This is a genomic window from Paenibacillus sp. CF095 (assembly GCF_900101225.1).
Taxonomy (GTDB): Bacteria; Bacillota; Bacilli; order Paenibacillales; family Paenibacillaceae; genus Paenibacillus.
Genome location: NZ_FMZN01000006.1, coordinates 118,685 through 138,336, shown reverse-complemented (window position 1 = coordinate 138,336; position 19,652 = coordinate 118,685). Strand labels below are relative to the sequence as shown.

Annotated in this window: 22 protein-coding genes; 5 read left to right on the top strand and 17 right to left on the bottom strand. The window is 46.6% G+C overall.

The window, feature by feature from the left end; all coding sequences use genetic code 11:
- Window positions 1-167: 167 nt before the first annotated feature.
- From BLS69_RS32350 to BLS69_RS28085, 3 genes are all read right to left on the bottom strand, one after another.
- Window positions 168-338 carry a hypothetical protein gene (locus tag BLS69_RS32350; protein ID WP_176873103.1) on the bottom strand — a complete coding sequence of 57 codons (171 nt, stop codon included), beginning with the start codon at window positions 336-338 and terminating at the stop codon, window positions 168-170.
- A gap of 172 nt (window positions 339-510) precedes the next feature.
- On the bottom strand, window positions 511-1,254 hold the full coding sequence (gene gpmA / locus BLS69_RS28090) for a 2,3-diphosphoglycerate-dependent phosphoglycerate mutase (protein ID WP_091038493.1): 744 nt from the start codon (window positions 1,252-1,254) through the stop codon (window positions 511-513).
- A gap of 73 nt (window positions 1,255-1,327) precedes the next feature.
- The gene (locus tag BLS69_RS28085; RefSeq protein ID WP_017692198.1) at window positions 1,328-1,900 is read right to left on the bottom strand and encodes a DUF420 domain-containing protein; all 573 of its coding nucleotides are present in this window, start codon (window positions 1,898-1,900) and stop codon (window positions 1,328-1,330) included.
- A 376-nt stretch (window positions 1,901-2,276) separates the two neighbouring features.
- Here BLS69_RS28085 and BLS69_RS28080 point away from each other — a divergent pair, with 376 nt between their 5' ends.
- Window positions 2,277-3,467 carry a cation:proton antiporter gene (locus tag BLS69_RS28080; protein ID WP_091038491.1) on the top strand — a complete coding sequence of 397 codons (1,191 nt, stop codon included), beginning with the start codon at window positions 2,277-2,279 and terminating at the stop codon, window positions 3,465-3,467.
- Window positions 3,468-3,721: 254 nt separating this feature from the next.
- Here the strand turns inward: BLS69_RS28080 and BLS69_RS28075 are convergent, their stop codons facing one another.
- The 10 genes from BLS69_RS28075 to BLS69_RS28030 all read right to left on the bottom strand — a co-directional run bounded on the left by BLS69_RS28075 (window position 3,722) and on the right by BLS69_RS28030 (window position 12,771).
- Window positions 3,722-4,207 (bottom strand): DedA family protein, encoded by a 486-nt coding sequence (locus BLS69_RS28075; RefSeq protein WP_062836407.1) that lies wholly within the window; start codon window positions 4,205-4,207, stop codon window positions 3,722-3,724.
- Between the two features lie 13 nt (window positions 4,208-4,220).
- On the bottom strand, window positions 4,221-4,766 hold the full coding sequence (gene pssA / locus BLS69_RS28070) for a CDP-diacylglycerol--serine O-phosphatidyltransferase (RefSeq protein WP_091038489.1): 546 nt from the start codon (window positions 4,764-4,766) through the stop codon (window positions 4,221-4,223).
- Window positions 4,767-4,787: 21 nt separating this feature from the next.
- On the bottom strand, window positions 4,788-6,536 hold the full coding sequence (locus BLS69_RS28065) for a sensor histidine kinase (RefSeq protein WP_091038487.1): 1,749 nt from the start codon (window positions 6,534-6,536) through the stop codon (window positions 4,788-4,790).
- The gene (locus BLS69_RS28060; RefSeq protein ID WP_091038486.1) at window positions 6,533-7,213 is read right to left on the bottom strand and encodes a response regulator transcription factor; all 681 of its coding nucleotides are present in this window, start codon (window positions 7,211-7,213) and stop codon (window positions 6,533-6,535) included. Before BLS69_RS28060 ends, BLS69_RS28065 begins: the two co-directional genes overlap by 4 nt.
- Window positions 7,214-7,461: 248 nt before the next feature.
- Window positions 7,462-8,274 (bottom strand): bifunctional hydroxymethylpyrimidine kinase/phosphomethylpyrimidine kinase, encoded by an 813-nt coding sequence (gene thiD / locus BLS69_RS28055; RefSeq protein WP_017692191.1) that lies wholly within the window; start codon window positions 8,272-8,274, stop codon window positions 7,462-7,464.
- Window positions 8,275-8,379: 105 nt separating this feature from the next.
- Entirely contained in the window at window positions 8,380-9,078 is a 699-nt protein-coding gene (locus BLS69_RS28050) for an ABC transporter permease (protein ID WP_176873100.1), read from the bottom strand.
- Window positions 9,071-9,994: an ABC transporter ATP-binding protein gene (locus BLS69_RS28045; RefSeq protein WP_091038484.1), complete on the bottom strand. Its 924-nt coding sequence runs from the start codon at window positions 9,992-9,994 to the stop codon at window positions 9,071-9,073. The genes BLS69_RS28050 and BLS69_RS28045 overlap by 8 nt, the downstream gene beginning before the upstream one ends.
- A 127-nt stretch (window positions 9,995-10,121) precedes the next feature.
- Window positions 10,122-11,054: a sensor histidine kinase gene (locus tag BLS69_RS28040; RefSeq protein WP_091038483.1), complete on the bottom strand. Its 933-nt coding sequence runs from the start codon at window positions 11,052-11,054 to the stop codon at window positions 10,122-10,124.
- A complete protein-coding gene (locus tag BLS69_RS28035; protein ID WP_371129107.1) occupies window positions 11,051-11,716 on the bottom strand; it encodes a response regulator transcription factor in 666 nt (221 codons plus the stop codon). The genes BLS69_RS28040 and BLS69_RS28035 overlap by 4 nt, the downstream gene beginning before the upstream one ends.
- A 203-nt stretch (window positions 11,717-11,919) precedes the next feature.
- Window positions 11,920-12,771 carry a DegV family protein gene (locus BLS69_RS28030; protein WP_091038479.1) on the bottom strand — a complete coding sequence of 284 codons (852 nt, stop codon included), beginning with the start codon at window positions 12,769-12,771 and terminating at the stop codon, window positions 11,920-11,922.
- A 305-nt stretch (window positions 12,772-13,076) separates the two neighbouring features.
- Between BLS69_RS28030 and BLS69_RS28025 the strand changes: the two genes are divergently transcribed.
- From BLS69_RS28025 to BLS69_RS28010, 4 genes are all read left to right on the top strand, one after another.
- A complete protein-coding gene (locus BLS69_RS28025) occupies window positions 13,077-13,853 on the top strand; it encodes an ABC transporter permease (protein WP_091038478.1) in 777 nt (258 codons plus the stop codon).
- On the top strand, window positions 13,850-14,650 hold the full coding sequence (locus BLS69_RS28020; RefSeq protein ID WP_091038476.1) for an ABC transporter permease: 801 nt from the start codon (window positions 13,850-13,852) through the stop codon (window positions 14,648-14,650). The genes BLS69_RS28025 and BLS69_RS28020 overlap by 4 nt, the downstream gene beginning before the upstream one ends.
- 23 nt (window positions 14,651-14,673) lie before the next feature.
- A complete protein-coding gene (locus BLS69_RS28015; protein ID WP_091038601.1) occupies window positions 14,674-15,642 on the top strand; it encodes an ABC transporter ATP-binding protein in 969 nt (322 codons plus the stop codon).
- Window positions 15,643-15,738: 96 nt separating this feature from the next.
- Window positions 15,739-16,416: a M14 family metallopeptidase gene (locus tag BLS69_RS28010; protein ID WP_091038474.1), complete on the top strand. Its 678-nt coding sequence runs from the start codon at window positions 15,739-15,741 to the stop codon at window positions 16,414-16,416.
- 88 nt (window positions 16,417-16,504) lie between these two features.
- Here BLS69_RS28010 and BLS69_RS28005 read toward each other — a convergent pair whose 3' ends face one another.
- The 4 genes from BLS69_RS28005 to BLS69_RS32810 all read right to left on the bottom strand — a co-directional run bounded on the left by BLS69_RS28005 (window position 16,505) and on the right by BLS69_RS32810 (window position 19,646).
- Window positions 16,505-17,560, bottom strand: coding sequence for a serine hydrolase domain-containing protein (locus BLS69_RS28005; protein WP_091038473.1), 1,056 nt, complete (start codon window positions 17,558-17,560; stop codon window positions 16,505-16,507).
- Between the two features lie 165 nt (window positions 17,561-17,725).
- Window positions 17,726-18,127 (bottom strand): MerR family transcriptional regulator, encoded by a 402-nt coding sequence (locus tag BLS69_RS28000; protein WP_017692184.1) that lies wholly within the window; start codon window positions 18,125-18,127, stop codon window positions 17,726-17,728.
- 26 nt (window positions 18,128-18,153) lie between these two features.
- Window positions 18,154-18,888 (bottom strand): alpha/beta hydrolase family protein, encoded by a 735-nt coding sequence (locus BLS69_RS32815; protein WP_256332444.1) that lies wholly within the window; start codon window positions 18,886-18,888, stop codon window positions 18,154-18,156.
- A gap of 23 nt (window positions 18,889-18,911) precedes the next feature.
- Complete coding sequence (locus BLS69_RS32810; RefSeq protein ID WP_256332443.1) at window positions 18,912-19,646, bottom strand: hypothetical protein; 735 nt, start codon at window positions 19,644-19,646, stop codon at window positions 18,912-18,914.
- Window positions 19,647-19,652: the final 6 nt, after the last annotated feature.

The following is a 19,652-nucleotide window of genomic DNA, read 5'->3' as shown; positions in this document are numbered from 1 at the left end:
TCCATACGTTCTGCAAGTATCCATTGTATCATTCTTGCTGCCAAAAATCGCATGCCTCACGGAAACAAAAGGTAGTTTTCAACTGCACAAAAAAACCTGGAACGACTTCATCTCCAGGTTTCTCATGATCATCATTTAAATTCAAGCGATAAACGAACTATCGCAATCTATTTCACTTCCACACGTGGTCTGGTTTTACTTGTTCCATTGGACGAATTGGAGCTTTTCATCATACCCGAGACAGTGCTAAACAGCTTATCTCTTGCTTGTTTGTTCCTCATCAGATAAGTCACACCTGCGCCGATAGCCGTCATGATAATTCCTCTTCTTTTAGACATGTGCTTCTCCTCCTTCAGGATAAATGTACATCGTGTCTTATTTGACAATTACCCTGTGGGAGCAAAACGAAACGAAGTACAGGCTTGATCGCAGAAAAAAAGATGACCTCCGAATTCAATTCAGCGGTCATCTTTCACTTGCTCTGTTGAGGCTTAGACGTTCACCATCCAATTAATCGGACGGCGTTGCGACATGGGTCATTTCTTCATGTTTGTAGGTCGAACCATCGGCGGTCAGATAAAAGTGTCCGATGGGATGCAAATCTTCATCCAATTCGTAGACAAGCGGAATGCCTGTCGGGATATTGAGCGCCATCACGTCTGCTTCGGACAATTGGTCCAGATGCATGACGAGTGAACGGAGCGTGTTACCATGCGCAGAGATCAGCACTCTTTTGCCAGCAGACACCATCGGTTTAATCTCCGCATTCCAGTACTCCAGTACACGCTTCGAGGTATCCATCAGGTTCTCCGTAAAAGGGATGGTACATCCGAGCCGCTTGTACTTGTCCAGATCCTGCACATATCGGTCATCGGTTTGGTCCAGTGCCGGGGGAGATACGTTAACGGATCGTCTCCATTCCTTTACTTGGTCTTCCCCATACTTCAGAGCAGTCTGCTGTTTATTCAGTCCTTGCAGCGCACCATAATGGCGTTCATTCAGCTTCCAAGTCTTCGTAATGGGAATCCACATGAGGTCCATTTCATCCAGCGCAATATCGAGTGTCCGGATAGAACGTTTCAGCACGGATGCATAGGCGTAATCAAAATCAAATCCCTGTTCCTTCATGATCTTCCCTGCTTTACGAGCTTCGGAGTAACCATCCGTCGTCAGATCCACATCTGTCCATCCGGTAAAACGATTCTCTACATTCCACATGCTCTGTCCATGGCGAATCAAAACAACTCTGTACATAAAAGTGAATCCTCCTTCCATGGAAACATTACCCGCAAGTCAAACTAATTAGCACAGTGAAACGTTCATCACATTAATAATATGGTGCCATCATCAGGTATACTACGACACCTGTAGAACTGACGTACAGCCAGATTGGCATCGTCCAACGCGCAATTTTGCGGTGTTTCTTTAATTGATTCGTCCAACCCCACACAAGTGTGAACAACGCCAATGGGACAATGAGGGCTGCCAGTATACTATGGGTAATCAGAATGAAGAAATAGATCGAACGAATGATGCCCTCGCCGCCGTATTTGGACGTCTCTGGTGAGAGGTAATGAAACGTCAGATAGGTCACGAGGAATAACAGTGTTGTTGAGAATGCAGCAAGAATAAATCGTTTGTGCAGCTTCACATTCCGCTTGATAATAGCAATAAGCGCTGCGAGCAGGAAGATGAAGGTAAAGCTGTTAAACACGGCATTAAACCGCGGCAACACCGTAATATCAAAGGTTACATCACCTTTGTAACCAATCGACGGTGCGAAGAACAATAATAAAATAATGACATTAGCGAGAATGGAAATCGTGATAATGATGCCTGCGAAATTTTTATTACTCGTCGGGGATGGAATGTTCGGCTCCCCTTTGTTATTTTTGCCCAATGCAAAATCCTCCTCATATCCTAACTTCTATGTTCTATATCATTATATCTCGCCAATTCCGGGCTGTTAAGTGACAACACTCTGAACAAAAACCGCTGCACTCCCCTATAAAATGCCCCTTTACGGCCGTTTTCAATCAATTCCAAACCGGCTCCCATTTACCCGAGTCCACATTTGTGGTATAATTAATGCAATTAATCATATACGCGTTGAAACTGGAGGAGCCTGTCACCAAGGGCCCCTCTTTGTCTTTTTGAGGCACAGAACGGCACTTTTCCAGATGCCGTTCTGTGCCTTTTTATCTGTTTAAAACGGAGAATGGATCGCCCTTGGGTTGGTTAACCTATAGACGCTATTACTGGAGGGAAGAACACCTATGGAATTTATTTTGGTTCTTGCACTTATTTTAATCTTTACCAAACTTGCTGGTGATCTATCCGTAAGATTGGGTCAACCATCGGTTCTGGGGAAACTGATTGTGGGTGTCATCCTCGGGCCTGCAATTCTCGGTTGGGTTCAGCAAAGTGATTTCGTACATTATATGGCTGAGATCGGGGTACTGTTGTTGATGTTCATCGCCGGATTGGAAACGGATCTGGAGCAGTTGAAGAAAAACTGGAAGGCGGCCTTTGCTGTGGCCGTCGGTGGTGTTATTTTACCTTTTGTCGGGGGATACGGTTCGGCCATAGCATTTGGTATGTCACAGACACACGCGCTGTTCTTTGGACTTTTATTCTGTGCTACTTCCGTCAGTATCTCAGTTCAGACGTTGAAGGATATGAATCAGCTGAGTTCACGGGAGGGTACCACCATTCTGGGTGCAGCCGTTGTGGATGATGTGCTCGTCGTGGTTCTGCTCGCCGTCATGATGAGCTTGCTCGGCACAGGTGGAGGAGACACTTCGATTTCTCTGCTTATTGGCAAGAAGCTGTTATTCTTTGTTATTATTATCGCTGCCAGCTGGTTCCTTGTTCCACGCATCATGAAGTGGATGGCACCACTGAAGGTAACGGAGACCGTTATTACTGCGGGACTGATTATTTGTTTTGGCTTCTCCTACTTTGCAGAGTGGATGGGTGTTGCTGGAATTATTGGAGCATTTGCCGCTGGTATCGCAATCTCCCAAACTAACTTCAAACATGAGGTTGAAACTAAAATCGAGCCGATTGCTTACGGAATTTTTGTCCCGGTATTCTTTGTTAGTATCGGCTTAAATGTCACCTTTGATGGTGTGGGTTCACAGATTTGGTTTATTGTCGTTATCAGTCTTATCGCCATTGTTACCAAACTTATCGGTGGTGGAGCCGGTGCACGACTGACGGGATTCAACCGTTCCTCTTCGCTGGCTATTGGGGCAGGCATGATTTCCAGAGGGGAAGTTGCCCTAATTATCGCTTCGACGGGACTTGCTTCCGGATTGCTTGATTCGGAGTACTTTACCAGCGTTGTGATCATGGTTATTGTTACTACACTGGTCACTCCGCCACTCCTCAAAATCACCTTTGCACGAAAAAAAGGGGAAAAGCAAGTTGAAAAAGGGATTGAGGAATCCTATTTGAACGGGTAAAGTATTGAAATCATTCCGTATTTAAAGCTATACTTGATCTAGAAATGTAATATATCGGTCGTGAAGCACACGCCGCTTTGATCCATTCTCCCCTTCAACGCGAAGGTTGGAAATGGTCAGAGCGGCTTTTTTTGTGTTTTTATAAAGTAATCCTTATTCGTTACTCATTCGATTTCATAGAAAAACAAAAAAAGACCACCTTACACTCAAGAGGTCTTCCATCCTTGCCTGTTGTTCCAACAGGCTGTCCCATTTTAAGTTAACACGCCAACATAAAAACCAATCGAGATAAAGACAACACACCATACAAATGCACCAATGCCCGATACGAGAACGTACCTGCCCATTGCCATCTTGCTAATACCGGAGAAACAGCACATCAGATGACGAATACCTGGAATGAAGTAACCCAGGATGATGGACCAATACCCATATTTGAGGAACCACGACTCCACCCTGCTGAATCGTTTGGCATTCACGCCGACCCACTTGCCGTATTTTTCAACCAGCGGCCTGCCCGCTTTCTTGCCAATCATGTAGCTAAGCAGCCCTCCGGTAAAAGCGCCACCGAAACTGACGGCGATGGATACGGAGTAATTCAATACCGAGATGGAGGCGAGATAACCGACAAAAGTCATCATCACCTCATCCGGAATCGGCATGCCAATAACGCCAAGAGCCAGTAGTCCGTATATTGCGAAATAACCATATTGACCAATAAATTCTTTTGCAAATTCCATACTGACTCGCTCCTTATTTCGGTTCCACAATATCCTTCTCATGTGAGGCTAGCACTTGTTTTAGAGACGGGAATCGGATTTGGCTCACCATGAGACCGGATAATACAATAATGACAAGATAAGCTACACCATGTGTGAAATAAGGACTCCAGAGTGCGAAAAAGGACATCAGACCTCCCGCAAATGTAATTGGCATCCCGACAAAACCACTGCTTGGTGTCTTCTGACAGTTATAACGGGCCAGACGCAAAGCACCGCAAACCGGAAACAATGCAGTCAGGGCCATCCCCAGCACACTCACTTCAATCATGGAATTCAAGTACAGAATCAGCACAGGGGCTGTTCCGAATGAAACTACATCCGCAAGCGAGTCCAGGGACTTGCCGAACTCACCCTCACAATGCAATTTACGAGCCGCAAATCCGTCAAACAGATCAAAGAACATCGCTACCCATATCATCATCACAGCCAGGGCAAATTCACCATGAATAGCCATAATGACTGCCAGCATGCCTGAACTCAGATTCCCCAAGGTTAAAATCGATGGTAAAGACTTCATAAGAGTTGACTCCCTTTCGTACTAGGCTTTAGGAAAAATAATATAAAAACGGACTCCATCCGGTGTATTCTCCACTCCATAACTGCACCCATGCAGATCAAGAATCTGCTTCGCAATGGCCAGACCAAGCCCGGTCCCCCCCATTTTACGATTACGTGAGCGCTCTACCCGATAGAACCTCTCCCATATATACTGCCGCTCAGCTTCAGCAATGTGCTCGCCCTTGTTTTCAATAGAAATATGGACAAAACCTTCACGCCTGCTGATCTCAATAGTTATATCGGTATGTGGTATCGCATGACGTATAGCATTCATCATGATATTGAAAATAACTTGCTCCAGCTTGCTTCGGTCACCCTCAACCGTCTGTTCTGTTGTGGATACAAGCACCACATCCAATCCTTTGTCCTTCAGTTGCGGACCCAGACGGCCGGCGATATCTTCAATCATGTCAGCCAGTGCAACAGCATCCGTATTCAATTGAACCGCTGAGGATTCCAGTCGCACCAGATCCAGCATCTCTTCAACCATCGTTTCCATTTTGATCGCCTCATCGGCAATGATCTCAATGTAACGCTCCCGTTTGCTCTCACTCACGCCATCCTTCAGCCCTTCAGAATATCCCTTAATAATGCTGATTGGTGTCTTAAGTTCATGTGATGCATCGGCAAAAAACTTGCGCTGACGCTGTTCAATCTCCTGCTTCATTTCCATATCTGTACGCATCTGCGTGTTGGCCTGCCTCAGCTCTTCCAGTGTCTGACCCAAGGTTCCCGATAAGGCATTGAGGCTGTTAGACAAACTGCCGATTTCATCATTACGCCGGATGGGTGATTTCACCGTGAAATCCAGCGTAGACATTTTCTTCGCGACATGGTTCAAGGCCAAGAGCGGCTTCGTTACAATTCGGGACAGGAGTAACGCCAGCAACAGAATCAATATAAATGCCCCTATGCCAAAATACGCATAGAACAAACGTGTTGCCTCATTCGCTTCCCTCATCTCCTGTAGAGAGGTGAGCGAGAAGATCAGTTGCTGCTCGGGTCCGGAACGATGCACTGGAGCAATGGTGATGACATTGCGAACACCGCTCCAGCTATCCATCCATTCTTCATTGAGCATTTTGCCATTCGCCAAGGCCAGTTGGTCTTCGGTGGACAACGGGAACCGGCTATCCAGTGCTTGCACCAGCAGTCCCTGCCTCTGACTCCACGTTGCCAGATTGGGAAGAACTACCTCGGTTAATACCCCGGACCATTCCTTTACCGGTTCAATTGATTCCTGAAAGCTTTCTGTTCCCCATGCGGCAGAAGTGGCATCCTGAATTTTGAATGGATAGACCATGGACTCGCTGGCCGGACCTCTCACCGTCAGTTCTTGCCCATATTTCAGATGGGATGTAATCCAGCCAGCATTCTCACTATTGATAAACAAGGACAAGGACACCTTTACGTGACTTCCATCTTCTTGAAGCAACGTAATGTGGAACGGGTCATTAACCAGTCTTCCGGTATTCGTCAGAATGACCAGATGTGACTGATTCTGACGCATGAACTTCCCGGTCTCCTTGGCTAGCTGTAAATCACTCCAGTGTCCATTGGAATATTGCTGTTCGAACTTGGACAGCTTTTTCTTCATACTGCTGACCTTTTGATGCTGATAGAAGTCGGGGAACCAGACCAACTGGGCAAAAACCGTCGTCCCATATAGAAGAACCAGACATCCTGCCATGACCAGGAAAAGCTTCATCGTTACGCCATTTCTTCTCATGCTTCTGCCTCGAAACGATATCCAGTACCAATCACCGTCCGGATACACCTGGCTTCATCACCCAATTTGCTGCGCAACTTCTTGATGTGAGTATCTACAACACGTGAGTCCCCTTCAAAATCAAATCCCCAGATCCGATTCAAAATGGCATCCCGGGACAACACAATGCCTGCATTACGTACCAAATAAAGCAAAAGATCATATTCCTTTGGTGCAAGTTCCACTTCAATTCCGTCCTTCTCCAGGCGTCTGGCCCATGGATCAAGGGTTACCTGTCCGAAGCGAATCACACCCTGCTCTCGTCCAAATGCACCTTCAACACGCTTCATTAATGTCTCTGCACGTGCAACCAGCACACGTGGACTAAACGGCTTGGTAAAGTAATCGTCTACGCCCAGCTGAAATCCATGAATTTTATCGTCATCCTCGGACCGTGCAGTCAGCATGATAATAGGTACGGTGGATTGGGATCGAATATGCCCACATAACGTCCATCCATCCATTTCAGGCATCAAAACATCCAGAATAACCAGATCCACCTCATGCAGAGCCAACAGTTCCAATGCCTGTACTCCATGTTCTGCTTCTATGACGTTCCATTGTTCTTTTATGAAATAATCGGCCACAATCTCACGAATGCGGCTTTCATCTTCCACCAGAAGCACTGTTCTGATCATGGCCGACTCTCCTTTTTAGATTTCTGATGATAACATACCTATTCCATGTGTCGTTCATGTGTCCATACGTTTTGGAATGCTCCCATGATATATACGATTAATATAAGCCAAAAGTTACTAATTTTTATAAAAATTCGCATAAAAAAGAAGCCATCAACGAGCAAGCTCCTGCTCATTGACAGCTACTTGAATGAAATCGAAGTGTGTTATCCAGAATTGATGCGCTACTGCGCGCTCCCTGGCAACACTTAACGTTGTTGCTCCAGACGGTGTGCCACATGCAGTGTCGGACCAACAAAACGGTTCAGCGGGAATCCGCCAGCAATCGCTTTGGTCACGAAGGCTTTACCTTCACGAACAGCCTCTTTCACTGAAAGACCACGAGCCAATCCTGCGGTAATCGCCGCAGACGTTGTGCAGCCCGCACCATGCGTATATCCGGAGCCGACAACATCGGCTTCAAACCATTCGTAGTTGGTTCCATCATAGAGTAGATCCATTGCTTTACCCGGGCTAATGACACCTCTGTCCTTAATCAGGACATGTTTCGAGCCATGGGCATGAATTGCTGCTGCCGCTGCTTCCATCTGTTCCTTGGAGCGAATCGGTCCACTCTTCGCCAGTTGGGATGCTTCGAACAAATTAGGTGTAACCAGATCGGCACCTGGCAACAGGAATTCGATCATCGCTTCCGTATTTTCCGGTTGCAGTACTTCATCTGTACCTTTGCAGACCATTACCGGATCGATAACGATCTGTGGCAGACCGCTGCGGCGAATATGTTTTGCTACCAGTTCAATAATATCTACAGAACCGAGCATACCTGTCTTCATGGCATCGAAACCGATGCCGTCCAGAACAGTGCGAAGCTGTGCTTCAACTACATTTAATTCAACAGGAAAGACCTGGTGATCCCATGTTTCGGGTTCCATTGCCACAACCGTAGTCAGTACGGTCATGCCATACACACCCAGCTCCTGAAAAGTTTTCAAATCAGCTTGAATACCTGCACCGCCGCTCGTGTCCGAACCAGCTATTGTTAATGTTTTTGGAATCGTCATGGTAGTTGCATTCTCCTTCGTGTCTCAGTTGACATTATCCTATCCCTTGTACGAGCGGATGTCAATGGCATCTGAAGCCATACAGAGCATGGTTTTCCGAATGATTCAGTTCACATCTTTTGTCTCCAGACGAACCATGGACATCGAAGCAATCCATATCCCTATTGCTCCAAGGGTCAGAGGGATAATAATAAGCGAATGAATGGAAACTTCCGACCCGTTGAATCCGGAGCAGACAATCGAAACTAGCAAAATGGACGAGACCATTGTCGCTGTAACAGAATGCTTACGCATACCGAAGAATAGGGGAATGAGTGCCATACACGCAGCCGATAAAGAACTGATACTGTACTTCACCAGAAGTCCCAACATATCCCGATTGCTCAGTGATTCAGGAATGAAGGAGTAGAATTGATTAACAATCAACAGCAGTGAACCCATCAACAGATCGGTAACCATAATCATCACAAATGTAAAACCAAACACGATAATCAATTTGGCCGCGATGATTTTATGACGCTGGATGGGATAGGTGAACATGACGTTCATGGTTTTATTTCGATACTCACTGATCACCAGCTTGGATAATAAAGCTCCTGCAAATATGATGAAGGTCGCTCTCACAAATGTATCGATAATTATAAAGGCGGTCTGGTAATCGGCATAGGCATAATCTTCTGCTCCCACATCCATGAATCCAATCATGATCAGGAAAAGAAGAATGGCTATACTGGCGATACCTGCACCTGCAAAATTACGTGCAAAACGGTGCTTCCGCATCTCAAGTCTGATTAGTTTAAGCAACGTCTTCATCCCCTTTCACAAGCTTCATGAAGTGTTCTTCCAGGGAGTGAGCCCGTTTGGATATCGATTCGATCTCAATGCCATGTTGGATCAGCTTGGTGTTCAGTTCCGATGGAATGATTCCCGGATCATAGATGCGTAACGTTTGGTCATTGACCAGTTTATAATTACTCAAACCCAGCTGGTGTTCAATGACATAGGTCGCTTTGCGGATATCCACCGCCTGTAACTCGATGTACTCATTTTGACTTCCACGAATGCTCTCCATCGATACTTCCTCCACCAAGCGACCGCCGCGAATGACACCAACTGTATCCGCAATCTGCTCTATCTCGCCAAGAATGTGACTGGAGACCAGCAGGGTAATGCGATACTCATTGCTAAGGCGCTTGAACAAATCACGCATCTCCCGGATCCCTACAGGGTCCAATCCGTTGATCGGTTCATCCAGAATGAGCAGTTCTGGTGTGGTTATAAGTGCACGAGCCAGTCCCAGCCTCTGCTTCATGCCCAAGGAGAAGTCCTTGACCGGTTTCTTGCCTGTATCCTTCAGCCCTACCGTTTCCATCGTATTGTTGATGATCTTTTTGTTGTGAAACCCCATGTATTCACAGTGAAGCTCCAGATTCTCGCGAGCAGACAGTCTATCGTAGAAAAAAGGATATTCAATAATGCTGCCCATTCGCTTCAGCACTTCATAAGAGGTCGGCGTAAGCTTCTCCCCAAACAGTTCTATCTCCCCTGTGGTTGGTTTGACGAGATTGGTGAGCATCTTCATGATGGTTGTTTTACCAGCACCATTCGGACCGAGGAATCCATAGATCTCACCTTGCTTAATATTCATATTGACGTTGGATACAACCTCCACCCCTTCATATACTTTGGTCACATCTATTGTTCGTGCGATATAATTCATCGTCCTTGTTCTCCTTTACGTCCCCTGTCCGGGTTCCTATATCTATATTGTAAAGAGAAAAGTCTTCTTTTTTATTAATCAAATCTTACAAAAACCTTAAGTCTGACTAGACACGCCAATGCAGGGTTTACCAAGCCTTTAAGGTAACCGAAAATACAGTCCGTTGATGTGGCACACTATGCAAGTGAATACTTCCACCCATCCGCTCAACTAGCCGTTTCGTAATGGTCAGACCCAGGCCGCTGCCTTGATAAAGTCGATTGCGGGAATCCTCCAGTGTATACATGCGTTCAAACACACGACCATGCTCGCTCTCAGGAATCCCTTTTCCCTGGTCCCAGATCTGTAGCGTCACAGGTCCACCTATCGAATGGTTAAGTGAAAGTCCCAGTACCTTACCCTCTGCTCCATATTTCATTCCATTGGTAATGAGATTATCCAGTACACGGTCCAATGCTTCTTCATTCGCTTGCACGAAGATATCACCCGCAGGTATCTCTAGCTCCACGTGCAATCCCAGATTCGTCAACATTTCATAAAAGGAAAGCATCTTCAACCGGCATAATTCGCTTATATTTACTCTACTAAGCACCAGTTCCGTATCTCCAGATTCCAGCTTCGCCAGATCAAAAAAGGAATGGATCAAACGCAGCACTTCCTGCGCTTTATCTTGTATTTTCTCCGTCATAATCTTCCGTTCCTGATCGGTCAGTGATGGACTGTGCAGCAAGGTCTCACTATATCCCAGCACAACGGTGAGCGGCGTTTTCAGATCATGCGAAATGTTGGAGAGCATATTACGCATCTCCTTCTCCTGGTTCGCATAACCGGCCTTCGCGCGGTGGGCATAGTCCAGCAGCTGGTTCATGTCTTTCAAAAGCTGACTGACTTGGTCATCACTATTGAATACAAGCAAGCGCTCAAAGGTGCCTTGATCCAAAATATCGGATATTTTCTGATGAATATAGGTCAGGTGTTGGTTTCTTTTCCGGAATTTCACCCACAATACAATGAAGGCAATGGCCAGAATACCCGTTGTGATGGCAAAAATCAGTGTCATCCCTGCTCCGCCTCCAGCTTATACCCGATGCCCCAGAGTGTCTTGATATACTGGGGAGCCGAAGGATCTACCTCCAGTTTCTCACGCAGACGACGCATATGTACGTTAATGATATTTTCGTCTCCATAATAATGATCGTTCCAGACGGAAGCGTAGATCTGAGCCTTCGTGAACACTTTGCCAGGATGGGTAACGAACAGCTTCAGGATGCCAAATTCCTTGGATGTCAGCTTGACGGGTGTACCTTCACGTTCCACCTCGTACGTCTCCATGTCAACTACGAGTCCTCCAATGTGAATACGTTGATCTTTAGCCGCTTCAGCCACAGGCGGAGTGGTATAATTGGCGCGGCGAATCGCAGCTTTGATGCGGGCAGTCAGTTCGATTAACGAGAAAGGTTTGCTCAAGTAATCATCTGCGCCGAAGCCCAGACCTAACGCTTTGTCCACCTCCCCATCCTTCGCAGACAGAATGAGCACAGGCACCAGACTGACTGCCCGAATGGTTTGCAGCACATCCATCCCACTTTTGCGGGGCAGCATCAGATCCAGAATAACCAGATCATACCCCGGTTGTGACTGGCTGAACTGACGTTCTGCCTCTAAGCCGTCATATGCATAAGTGACGTCGTAGCCCTCTTTTTCCAAGTATGGCCCGACCATCTCACTAATTGAACGATCATCTTCAACAAGCAACAAGCGGTGACTTAACACATGTTTCCCTCCCACATGAACATTTTCTTTATTACCTCACAGTTTGTTTGAATTGGCAATGACATACGAAAAAACCTGACAGGAGCAACACTTTGACATCAAGTGTGTTTCCTGCCAGGTCTATGAGTGTCTGTAAATAAATGCTGGTGCTTCTATTCTCTATATCCGTTCTCACTGTGAATCCAACACAGTCCAATGGTTCCTGCACCTGCATGGATACTCACCACAGGGATAAACGGCATGATTTCGGTCTTTAATCTAGGCAGCAGAGCTGCAATTTGTTTTTTAATTGTAATGGCTTCTTCCTGATTGTTCGCGTGCATAATGCACACATGCTTTACTTTTTCCATATCCAGCTTGAGCATATCCAGCATGCGATCTTTCGTCCGCTTGAACGTGCGAATCTTCTCATTCACAACCACTTTACCTTCTTCAAATCGAAGCAGCAGATGGATCCTAAGCAGTTGACTGATGATCAGCTGTGTGCCGGACACCCGTCCACTGCGATGAAGATGTTGAAGACTGGCCGGTATGAGGTAAAAGGACATGTTATCAATCATCTGTTCAATGTTTACTTTGATCTCGGCAGCTGAACATCCCTGCTTCTGCCATTCCAGTCCTTGCATAATCATCTCACGGTGAGGATAAGCACCTGCCTTTGAATCAATTGCGGTCACCGTCACTCCTGCAATCTCTGCAGCCTGCATAGACGTATGCAGCGTTCCGCTAAGCTCTGTAGAGCAATGAATCGTAATAATCTCATCGTACTTGTCTTTGAGCGACTCATACAGTTCAATGAATTCGCCAATGGGTGGCTGCGAACTGCTCGCACGTGAAGCCTCCGCAAGTTTCTCATAGAACATTTCAGATGTAATGTCATCGGTTTCCCGGTAACATTCCTCTCCAAATACGATGCGCAGCGGTACGATGTAGATATGATTTTGCTCCGCAAAAACGGGATCCAGTGTACTGGTACTATCGGTGACCCATGCAATTTTCTTCATGACATCCTTCTCTCTTGCCGGATTGTTCGTTCTGTATCCTCAATCGTCAGGCACAAGCCCGGCGGTTTATTTAAAATTTGAATATTTCACATTGTAAACGTTTGCGATACTACCTCTCAATTATAAATGAACGTACAGACCGTTGTCTTGTGGCGCAATCATGAACACCCCTGTTAATACCATTATTAGCTAAAAAAATGTCTTGCCTGTGAAGGAATAAATTGGTATGCTGTTTTCCTTCTCTCTTTTTCGCCTTGACTGAAGTGAACGGAAACGCCGTTCAATCCACTTATCGGAGGTGTCACATGCTTTATTTCACTCTGGCTTCCAAAGCCTACTCCCGGAATCTGCAATACCGCGGGGCACACATGGTACATAACTTGGCAAGCGCCATGTTTGGTTACATGTATGCCTGCCTCTGGATCGGCATCGGGGCCGACCATAATCTCGGAGAATACGGGACACAGGGGATGATTAGTTACATTGCGTTCACGCAATCCTCTCTCTGGATCTCGGGTTTTCTCACGAATGGATTGGGTATTCCCTTATCCGTCAGGACAGGGCAGATCGCACTGGATCTGATGAGGCCTGTTCATCTGTTCACCCACCTGATGGCACGCGAATGGGGGCAGATTGCCTACCAGTTCGTGTACAAAAGTATTCCGATCTACCTGCTCTTCTCCATTGTCTTTTCCCTACATTGGCCCTCAGACGTTTCAACACTATTTTATGCCGCACTGGGTCTTGCCGGCGCCGCATACTTGTCCATCTGCATGAACTACATTATTGGTGCCACGTCGATGTGGACCACGGAGTCCTCTTGGCTTCACTGGGGCAATCACGCGATGATGAATCTGCTGGCTGGTTTTTTCATTCCGCTGGAATGGCTACCGGACTGGCTTGAACAACTTGCCTGGATATCACCCTACCCTTTCCTGCTCTATGTACCTACCCGAATCTATCTTGATTTCGAAGATGGCTCCTTGTTATGGGGAACCTTGCTTTGGTGCGTCTTTATGACGTTGATCTGTCTTGCGATTACCCAAGTGTTACGTCGTAAAGTGGAGGTACAAGGCGGATGAAGCGAACTTCCTGGTTCAATTTATATAAAATGCTGATTCGAACAAGCATCCGCAGCCGGATGCAATACAAGTTCAATTTCATCATGGCGTCCGTACTGGCCGCTTTAATTCAGATCTCCGAGTTTCTGATGGTTGCTCTGGTGCTGCACAAATTCGGAGCCATTAAAGGCTGGTCCCTCCATGAGATCGGTTATCTCTTTGCCATCATGACGTTATCCAAAACACTGTATCGAACATTCGGAAACGAAGTTCATCATCTGGAAAAATATCTGGTTAATGGTGAGCTTGATCAACTGTTAACACGTCCCATGCCCGTATTGCTGGCACTGCTGCCGCAAAACTTCCGCATCATGGCTGGGGAAGTCCTGCAAGGCGGGTTCATTCTCTGCTGGTCATTGGCAGGCATGATGCACAGCGGACAGATTGGCTGGATAACCATTCCCTTCTCCCTGCTCATTATCCTGACGGGCGCAGTCATTCTCTTTTCCATCGGACTTGCTACTGCCACACTCGGATTCTGGACCACACGTATCGAGGAATTACAGACGATCACTGAAGATGCCGCACGAACGGCTGCCCAATATCCGCTAACGTTATATCCCAAATGGATGTCTGGCATTCTGCTAACGGTGATTCCCGTGGGATTCGTCAACTACATTCCGTCACTCTACCTGCTACGTGGTGAAGGAGGAGCGTGGATTCTTGTTGCTGTTGCTGCGGTTGCCGTACTGAGCTTGGCTGCAAGTCTGCGTTTCTGGCAATTCGGCATGACCAAATATCAAAGTACAGGTAGCTAAGGAGGCGGAAACGAATCATGAATATGATCACAGCACGGCATCTGCAAAAGGAATTCAAGACCCCTGTTATTCGCGAAGGACGTTTCTCCGGGTTACGTACGTTATTTTCACGTGAGTATGTGTCCAAGGAAGCGGTACGCGATATCAGTTTTGATATCGGCCCAGGTGAGTTTGTGGGTTACATCGGTCCGAACGGGGCCGGCAAGTCTACCACGATCAAAATGCTGACAGGTATCCTGCACCCAACCTCGGGTGAGGTAAGGCTTGACGGTATGAATCCGCATCAGGACAGGCGCAGAACCGTTGATCGACTGGGCGTTGTATTTGGACAGCGCAGTCAGCTCTGGTGGGATCTGCCCGTGAAAGATTCATATGATATTCTGGCCGAGATGTACGGCGTCCGTGCCGAGGATAAAAAGAAACGGCTGTCCCAGTTCGCCGAGCTGCTGGACCTTGAATCGTTCTGGGCCACGCCTGTCCGTAAGCTCTCACTTGGACAACGCATGCGTGCGGATCTCGCAGCTTCCATGCTGCATGATCCCGAACTGCTTTTTCTCGATGAACCAACAATTGGACTGGATGTGAACGCAAAGCGGAATATTCGTCAATTTTTACGTACATTAAATGAAGTGTTTGGCAAAACAATTTTGCTGACCACACATGACATGGACGACATTGAGCAGTTATGCAGCCGGGTCATGGTGATTAACCATGGTCAACTGACATATGACGGCACGATCTCATCACTTCGCGAAACCATCGGACTGCCTACGTTGATACGGGTAACGTTCCGAGGAGCTTTTCACATCCCGGATGTTGTGTCGTCCGCGATACACATTACAGGAGTGGAAGGGCAGATTGTCACCGTGGAAGTGAACCGGAAGGAATGGAGCACAATGGACATTCTGAAACAGTTGGAGCACTGGGGTGAGATTGAAGATGTAGAGATGAAAGAACCCGATTTCGAAGATATCATTCATCGGGTGTATTAGTCGGCCCATTTTGTGAGTAAATAGGATGAAGACCTGTTCTTACGCCGTTACATGAAAGAGGGACATGGCGTACTGTAATAACGGAGGTGAAGCGTCATGCTTGTGACCAAACATGTCCTTCTAGCATCCAGCGTACACGCTACTCCCTACTTCATCGTACGTGGCATGATGCCGGGACCCGTGATGTTCATTACATCCGGGGTTCACGGGAATGAAACGGCGAGTATGGCCGCTGCGCAAAAACTCGCAGATGATATTGCGACAGGTCGTCACGCCATTCAGCGAGGGCTGTTAATTATCGTGCCACGCGTGAACCAGCAAGCCTGCGCAAAGAAAATCAGAGGCAAGCCAGATCTGAATCGTACGTTTCCACGCCGTATGTCAGGCAAGGCCAAACATCCGCTCGCTGCGGCAGTTTTTCAGCTGGCGCGTGAACATCGGGCCGACTGGTGGCTCGATCTGCATGAAGCCAACGGCCTGTCTCAACTGAGTTCACGAGTACTTGGACAGACGTTGATCACCAATCCCGGCAGTCGGACGATTCCAGCTTGCAGAAGAGTTATCGAACGGATGAATCGGTCGATTGCCATTCGTGATCGTCATTTTAACCTCAAGCAGCATGAATTGCCTGGATCTGCCCGTACAGCGGCTTCAAGACTATTACAAGCCCGTTCCGTCACGGTGGAGACCTGTTGGAGTCTGAAACGCTCAACCCGTATCAAGTATCAGACGAAGATTGTGCACCATTTTCTGCGTGAAGCGGGTATGTCATGATCAAGACCATTAAAATAGAACGAAAAGAAACCACGAACAGAAAACGCCCGAAGTACATCCTCAGGTGCTCTCTGTTCGTGGTGTTTTTTTATCTCTGCATCATGACTTCCAGTATTTTATTACCCACAGGGTCTAGCGGCATGAGTGGATAAAGGTCTTTTTTAGTTATAAACTTGAATATTGCATCCAGATACTCATCCACAATAGAGGCTGATCCAAAACAATAATTGGACAATAGTACAACGCCTATACTCTGTTCCTTATTTATAGCCAAATAACTGGAGAAACCAAATGTGCCACCGTTATGCCAGAGAATATTCTGATCTGAGATATTATCACTAAACCAGGCGTAATGATGGGTTGAATCTCCAATCATCACAGGCATGTGACTTTGTTGTATTGCAGAGGCTGGCGGATGATCTTCATTCAGATTGGCCTGTACAAATAAACACATATCGTGAAGAGATGACTTGATCGCTCCTGCCCCTTCATGTACACCAGTATCCCAGTGAGGCATCTTTTTCCCCGTTGACGTATGTCCATCCACAAATCTGCCGTTCTGGTCTGCATTCAGCATAACAGCTGTCTCCGTCATGTTTAATGGACCTGTGATATATTTTTTCAGCAGATCGTCATATGTACTTCCTGATACTTTACATAGGATATAGCCAAGTAAGCCTACGCCGGTATTGGAATACTCAAATGAACCCATCTGATCCGTAAAGTCAGCATCCGATAAAAAAGCAAGTAAATCATCCTCCGTATAATTTGAATACGGATTGTATCGGTTTTTCTTCGAGGACAGGTTTGTGGCAACTCCGGGTAATCCAGAGGTATGCGTCGCAAGACTTTTTAAGGTAACCTTATTCAAATAATCGTTTTTACCGTTGTGTATGTACTTGCCAACTGTGTCATCCGTGGAAAGCTGCTGTTCACGTTCCAATTCTAACAGAAGGATCGATGTAAAAAGTTTGGTTACAGAGCCGATTTCAAACAATCTGTGTTCAGGAGCAGCCGCGCTCTTCTTTTTGGGATTGCCTAATGAATGATATTCGATATCTTCCTTTGTAATAACGCCAATCTCAAGATGCAGATGTTTCTTGCCCTTAATGTAATCGGATACAAAACCTTGTAAATCCCTCATAGAAAATGTTACTCCTTTTGTGGTGTGAGTTCATTATTGAAATTATTGAAATCACGTTAACCATCATTATGTATTGGCAAACTACACTATGTATTCGTTTTAAATCTCCGATTCCCTGCTCAATATCCCACGCCTGTTTTCTCCTAAACAGGAAAAGAGCCGCGATTACGGCTCTTTCTTTTGCACCCTGAACGATTGAATATAATTGTCGATATCGTCCTCTGGTGTATGCAACAGTCGTGCCAGATGAATCTGCATCTGTTCCAGGTGATCAATATGCTTCTGAATGTCAGCGATGCGTTCGCGTACAAGGGTTTTTAACGTATCCTTTTCCATGTCTTCCTGGCTGAGCAGTTGCAGGGTCTCTTGTATCTCTTTTAAGGAGTAACCTAGCAACTGGGCATCCTTAATGAACTTAATTTTGACCAGATAATCCTCGGTATACACCCGATATCCGTTGGAGGAACGACGGGGAGCAGGCAGAATTCCACTATCTTCGTAATAACGGAGGGTTGCCATACTCACACCAGTACGCTTAGCCAACGTTCCTCTTGTCATGGTTTCCATGCCTACGCCTCCACCCTTCTGCGGATTTATTGTGTTTGTTCGTTGCGTATCTTGGTATATGTGGCATCATAGGTGGCCTCGGGAAATTGTGCTGAAGATCCTTGCAGCAATGGCTGCTCTTCCCCTTTCAGATAACGGTCAAAGAATGCCAGCGCATAGGATCTTGTTATATCCACATTATGTTCTGGCGTCATGCCTCTGGCAAATAGTTTCGGTGAGATTAATGAAATATCCGTAAAGCTCTGATGGAAGAAATTCTCCACCATCAGATAATAGGTATCATTAAGACTACTCGTCATTACTCGATCCAGATCAGGCTCAAACTCAGGGTAGAACACGTTATCTTTGGCTGAAGCATTCGGATCGAAGCTTTTAGCCGTTTCGCCAGACATGATATACATAAACGGCTGTTTCAGGGCTGTCGTGGATACCGATCCCCAGAATCCGCCTTCCAGACTGAGTCCTGCACGTAAACGATCATCCTGTGCGAGTGCTTCGACTGTTGTAGCCCCGCCATAAGAATGCCCCATCATGCCTGTATGATTCAGGTCAAGCCTGCCCTCCAGCACCTGATTGGGATCATTCAGGTTCCACTGTTCAAGCGTGTCGAGTACAAAACGTGCATCTGCTGCACGAATACCTACCCCCTCCACATTATATTGATACAGTTCTTCTGACGTTGCAAATTCAGGCCCGGCTTCATAAGACACTTTACGCCCATCGGGGAAGGTAACGCGAGCTGAGGTATAAGGATGATCCATACCTACAACAATATAGCCATGGCTTACGAGTTCTTCAATGGCGTCATGCTCTGATAACGGGCCGAGCGGACACCGGGAGAGAACAGCACCACCGGATAAGAACGGCTTGCGTCTGACATGGCTGCGCCTTTAACCACATGTGTCGGAATGGTATCGAGGTAGCTGAACACCTTAGGCGGGATGCCAAATACCAGACTAATTGCTTCTCCGAGTTCAGACGGGTAAGACTCAGGAGATACCCCCTTCGCATCTTCCGGGTTTACCGGATACCACACGTTAATCATCAGTTCCCGTTTGTCCCCGCTTTCGGGAGATAACGTCTCTTCACGGGTTTCATCCACCAATTGTTGAGAAAACGTACCGATAGCAAACTTCCCCGTAGGCTCAGGCATTGTAAAAGCTGGAAAATACCAAGTGAGCAGTCCTGATCCGGCGCCGGAGACCAGAGCCAGCATCCCAACCAGCGTGAGTTGAAGCCACGAACGCCATTTCGGTTTCTGCTTCTCTGCAAATTGCCCAGTGACTCTGTTACGATACCCTTTCACTAACTTAATGATTAATACGATGAAGATTATGCCTGCAACAAGATACGTTGGCAGCAGCATCACGCGGAACGAATCCAATATGCCGTGAAGTGCCACTGCCAATATCATGGCAGCAAACATGCCTGCCACGAGCTTCCGACGCTTCGAATACATGGGTATACACACCGCTGCGGCAATCGTTACAAGTACCAATATCCATTCCATTAATTTCATTATTCA

Bases quoted from the DNA above. Each gene is read 5' to 3' on its own strand.
- BLS69_RS28005 (WP_091038473.1), bottom strand. From the start codon at position 17,560: ATGAGGGATTTACAAGGTTTTGTATCCGATTACATTAAGGGCAAGAAA.
- BLS69_RS28040 (WP_091038483.1), bottom strand. From the start codon at position 11,054: ATGACACTGATTTTTGCCATCACAACGGGTATTCTGGCCATTGCCTTC.
- BLS69_RS28035 (WP_371129107.1), bottom strand. From the start codon at position 11,716: ATGGTCGGGCCATACTTGGAAAAAGAGGGCTACGACGTCACTTATGCA.
- BLS69_RS32810 (WP_256332443.1), bottom strand. From the start codon at position 19,646: ATGAAATTAATGGAATGGATATTGGTACTTGTAACGATTGCCGCAGCG.
- BLS69_RS28015 (WP_091038601.1), top strand. From the start codon at position 14,674: ATGATCACAGCACGGCATCTGCAAAAGGAATTCAAGACCCCTGTTATT.
- BLS69_RS28020 (WP_091038476.1), top strand. From the start codon at position 13,850: ATGAAGCGAACTTCCTGGTTCAATTTATATAAAATGCTGATTCGAACA.
- pssA (WP_091038489.1), bottom strand. From the start codon at position 4,766: ATGAAGTCTTTACCATCGATTTTAACCTTGGGGAATCTGAGTTCAGGC.
- BLS69_RS28045 (WP_091038484.1), bottom strand. From the start codon at position 9,994: ATGAATTATATCGCACGAACAATAGATGTGACCAAAGTATATGAAGGG.
- BLS69_RS28030 (WP_091038479.1), bottom strand. From the start codon at position 12,771: ATGAAGAAAATTGCATGGGTCACCGATAGTACCAGTACACTGGATCCC.
- BLS69_RS32350 (WP_176873103.1), bottom strand. From the start codon at position 338: ATGTCTAAAAGAAGAGGAATTATCATGACGGCTATCGGCGCAGGTGTG.
- BLS69_RS28075 (WP_062836407.1), bottom strand. From the start codon at position 4,207: ATGGAATTTGCAAAAGAATTTATTGGTCAATATGGTTATTTCGCAATA.
- BLS69_RS32815 (WP_256332444.1), bottom strand. From the start codon at position 18,888: ATGGATCATCCTTATACCTCAGCTCGCGTTACCTTCCCCGATGGGCGT.
- BLS69_RS28060 (WP_091038486.1), bottom strand. From the start codon at position 7,213: ATGATCAGAACAGTGCTTCTGGTGGAAGATGAAAGCCGCATTCGTGAG.
- BLS69_RS28080 (WP_091038491.1), top strand. From the start codon at position 2,277: ATGGAATTTATTTTGGTTCTTGCACTTATTTTAATCTTTACCAAACTT.
- BLS69_RS28065 (WP_091038487.1), bottom strand. From the start codon at position 6,536: ATGAGAAGAAATGGCGTAACGATGAAGCTTTTCCTGGTCATGGCAGGA.
- gpmA (WP_091038493.1), bottom strand. From the start codon at position 1,254: ATGTACAGAGTTGTTTTGATTCGCCATGGACAGAGCATGTGGAATGTA.
- BLS69_RS28025 (WP_091038478.1), top strand. From the start codon at position 13,077: ATGCTTTATTTCACTCTGGCTTCCAAAGCCTACTCCCGGAATCTGCAA.
- BLS69_RS28000 (WP_017692184.1), bottom strand. From the start codon at position 18,127: ATGGAAACCATGACAAGAGGAACGTTGGCTAAGCGTACTGGTGTGAGT.
- thiD (WP_017692191.1), bottom strand. From the start codon at position 8,274: ATGACGATTCCAAAAACATTAACAATAGCTGGTTCGGACACGAGCGGC.
- BLS69_RS28010 (WP_091038474.1), top strand. From the start codon at position 15,739: ATGCTTGTGACCAAACATGTCCTTCTAGCATCCAGCGTACACGCTACT.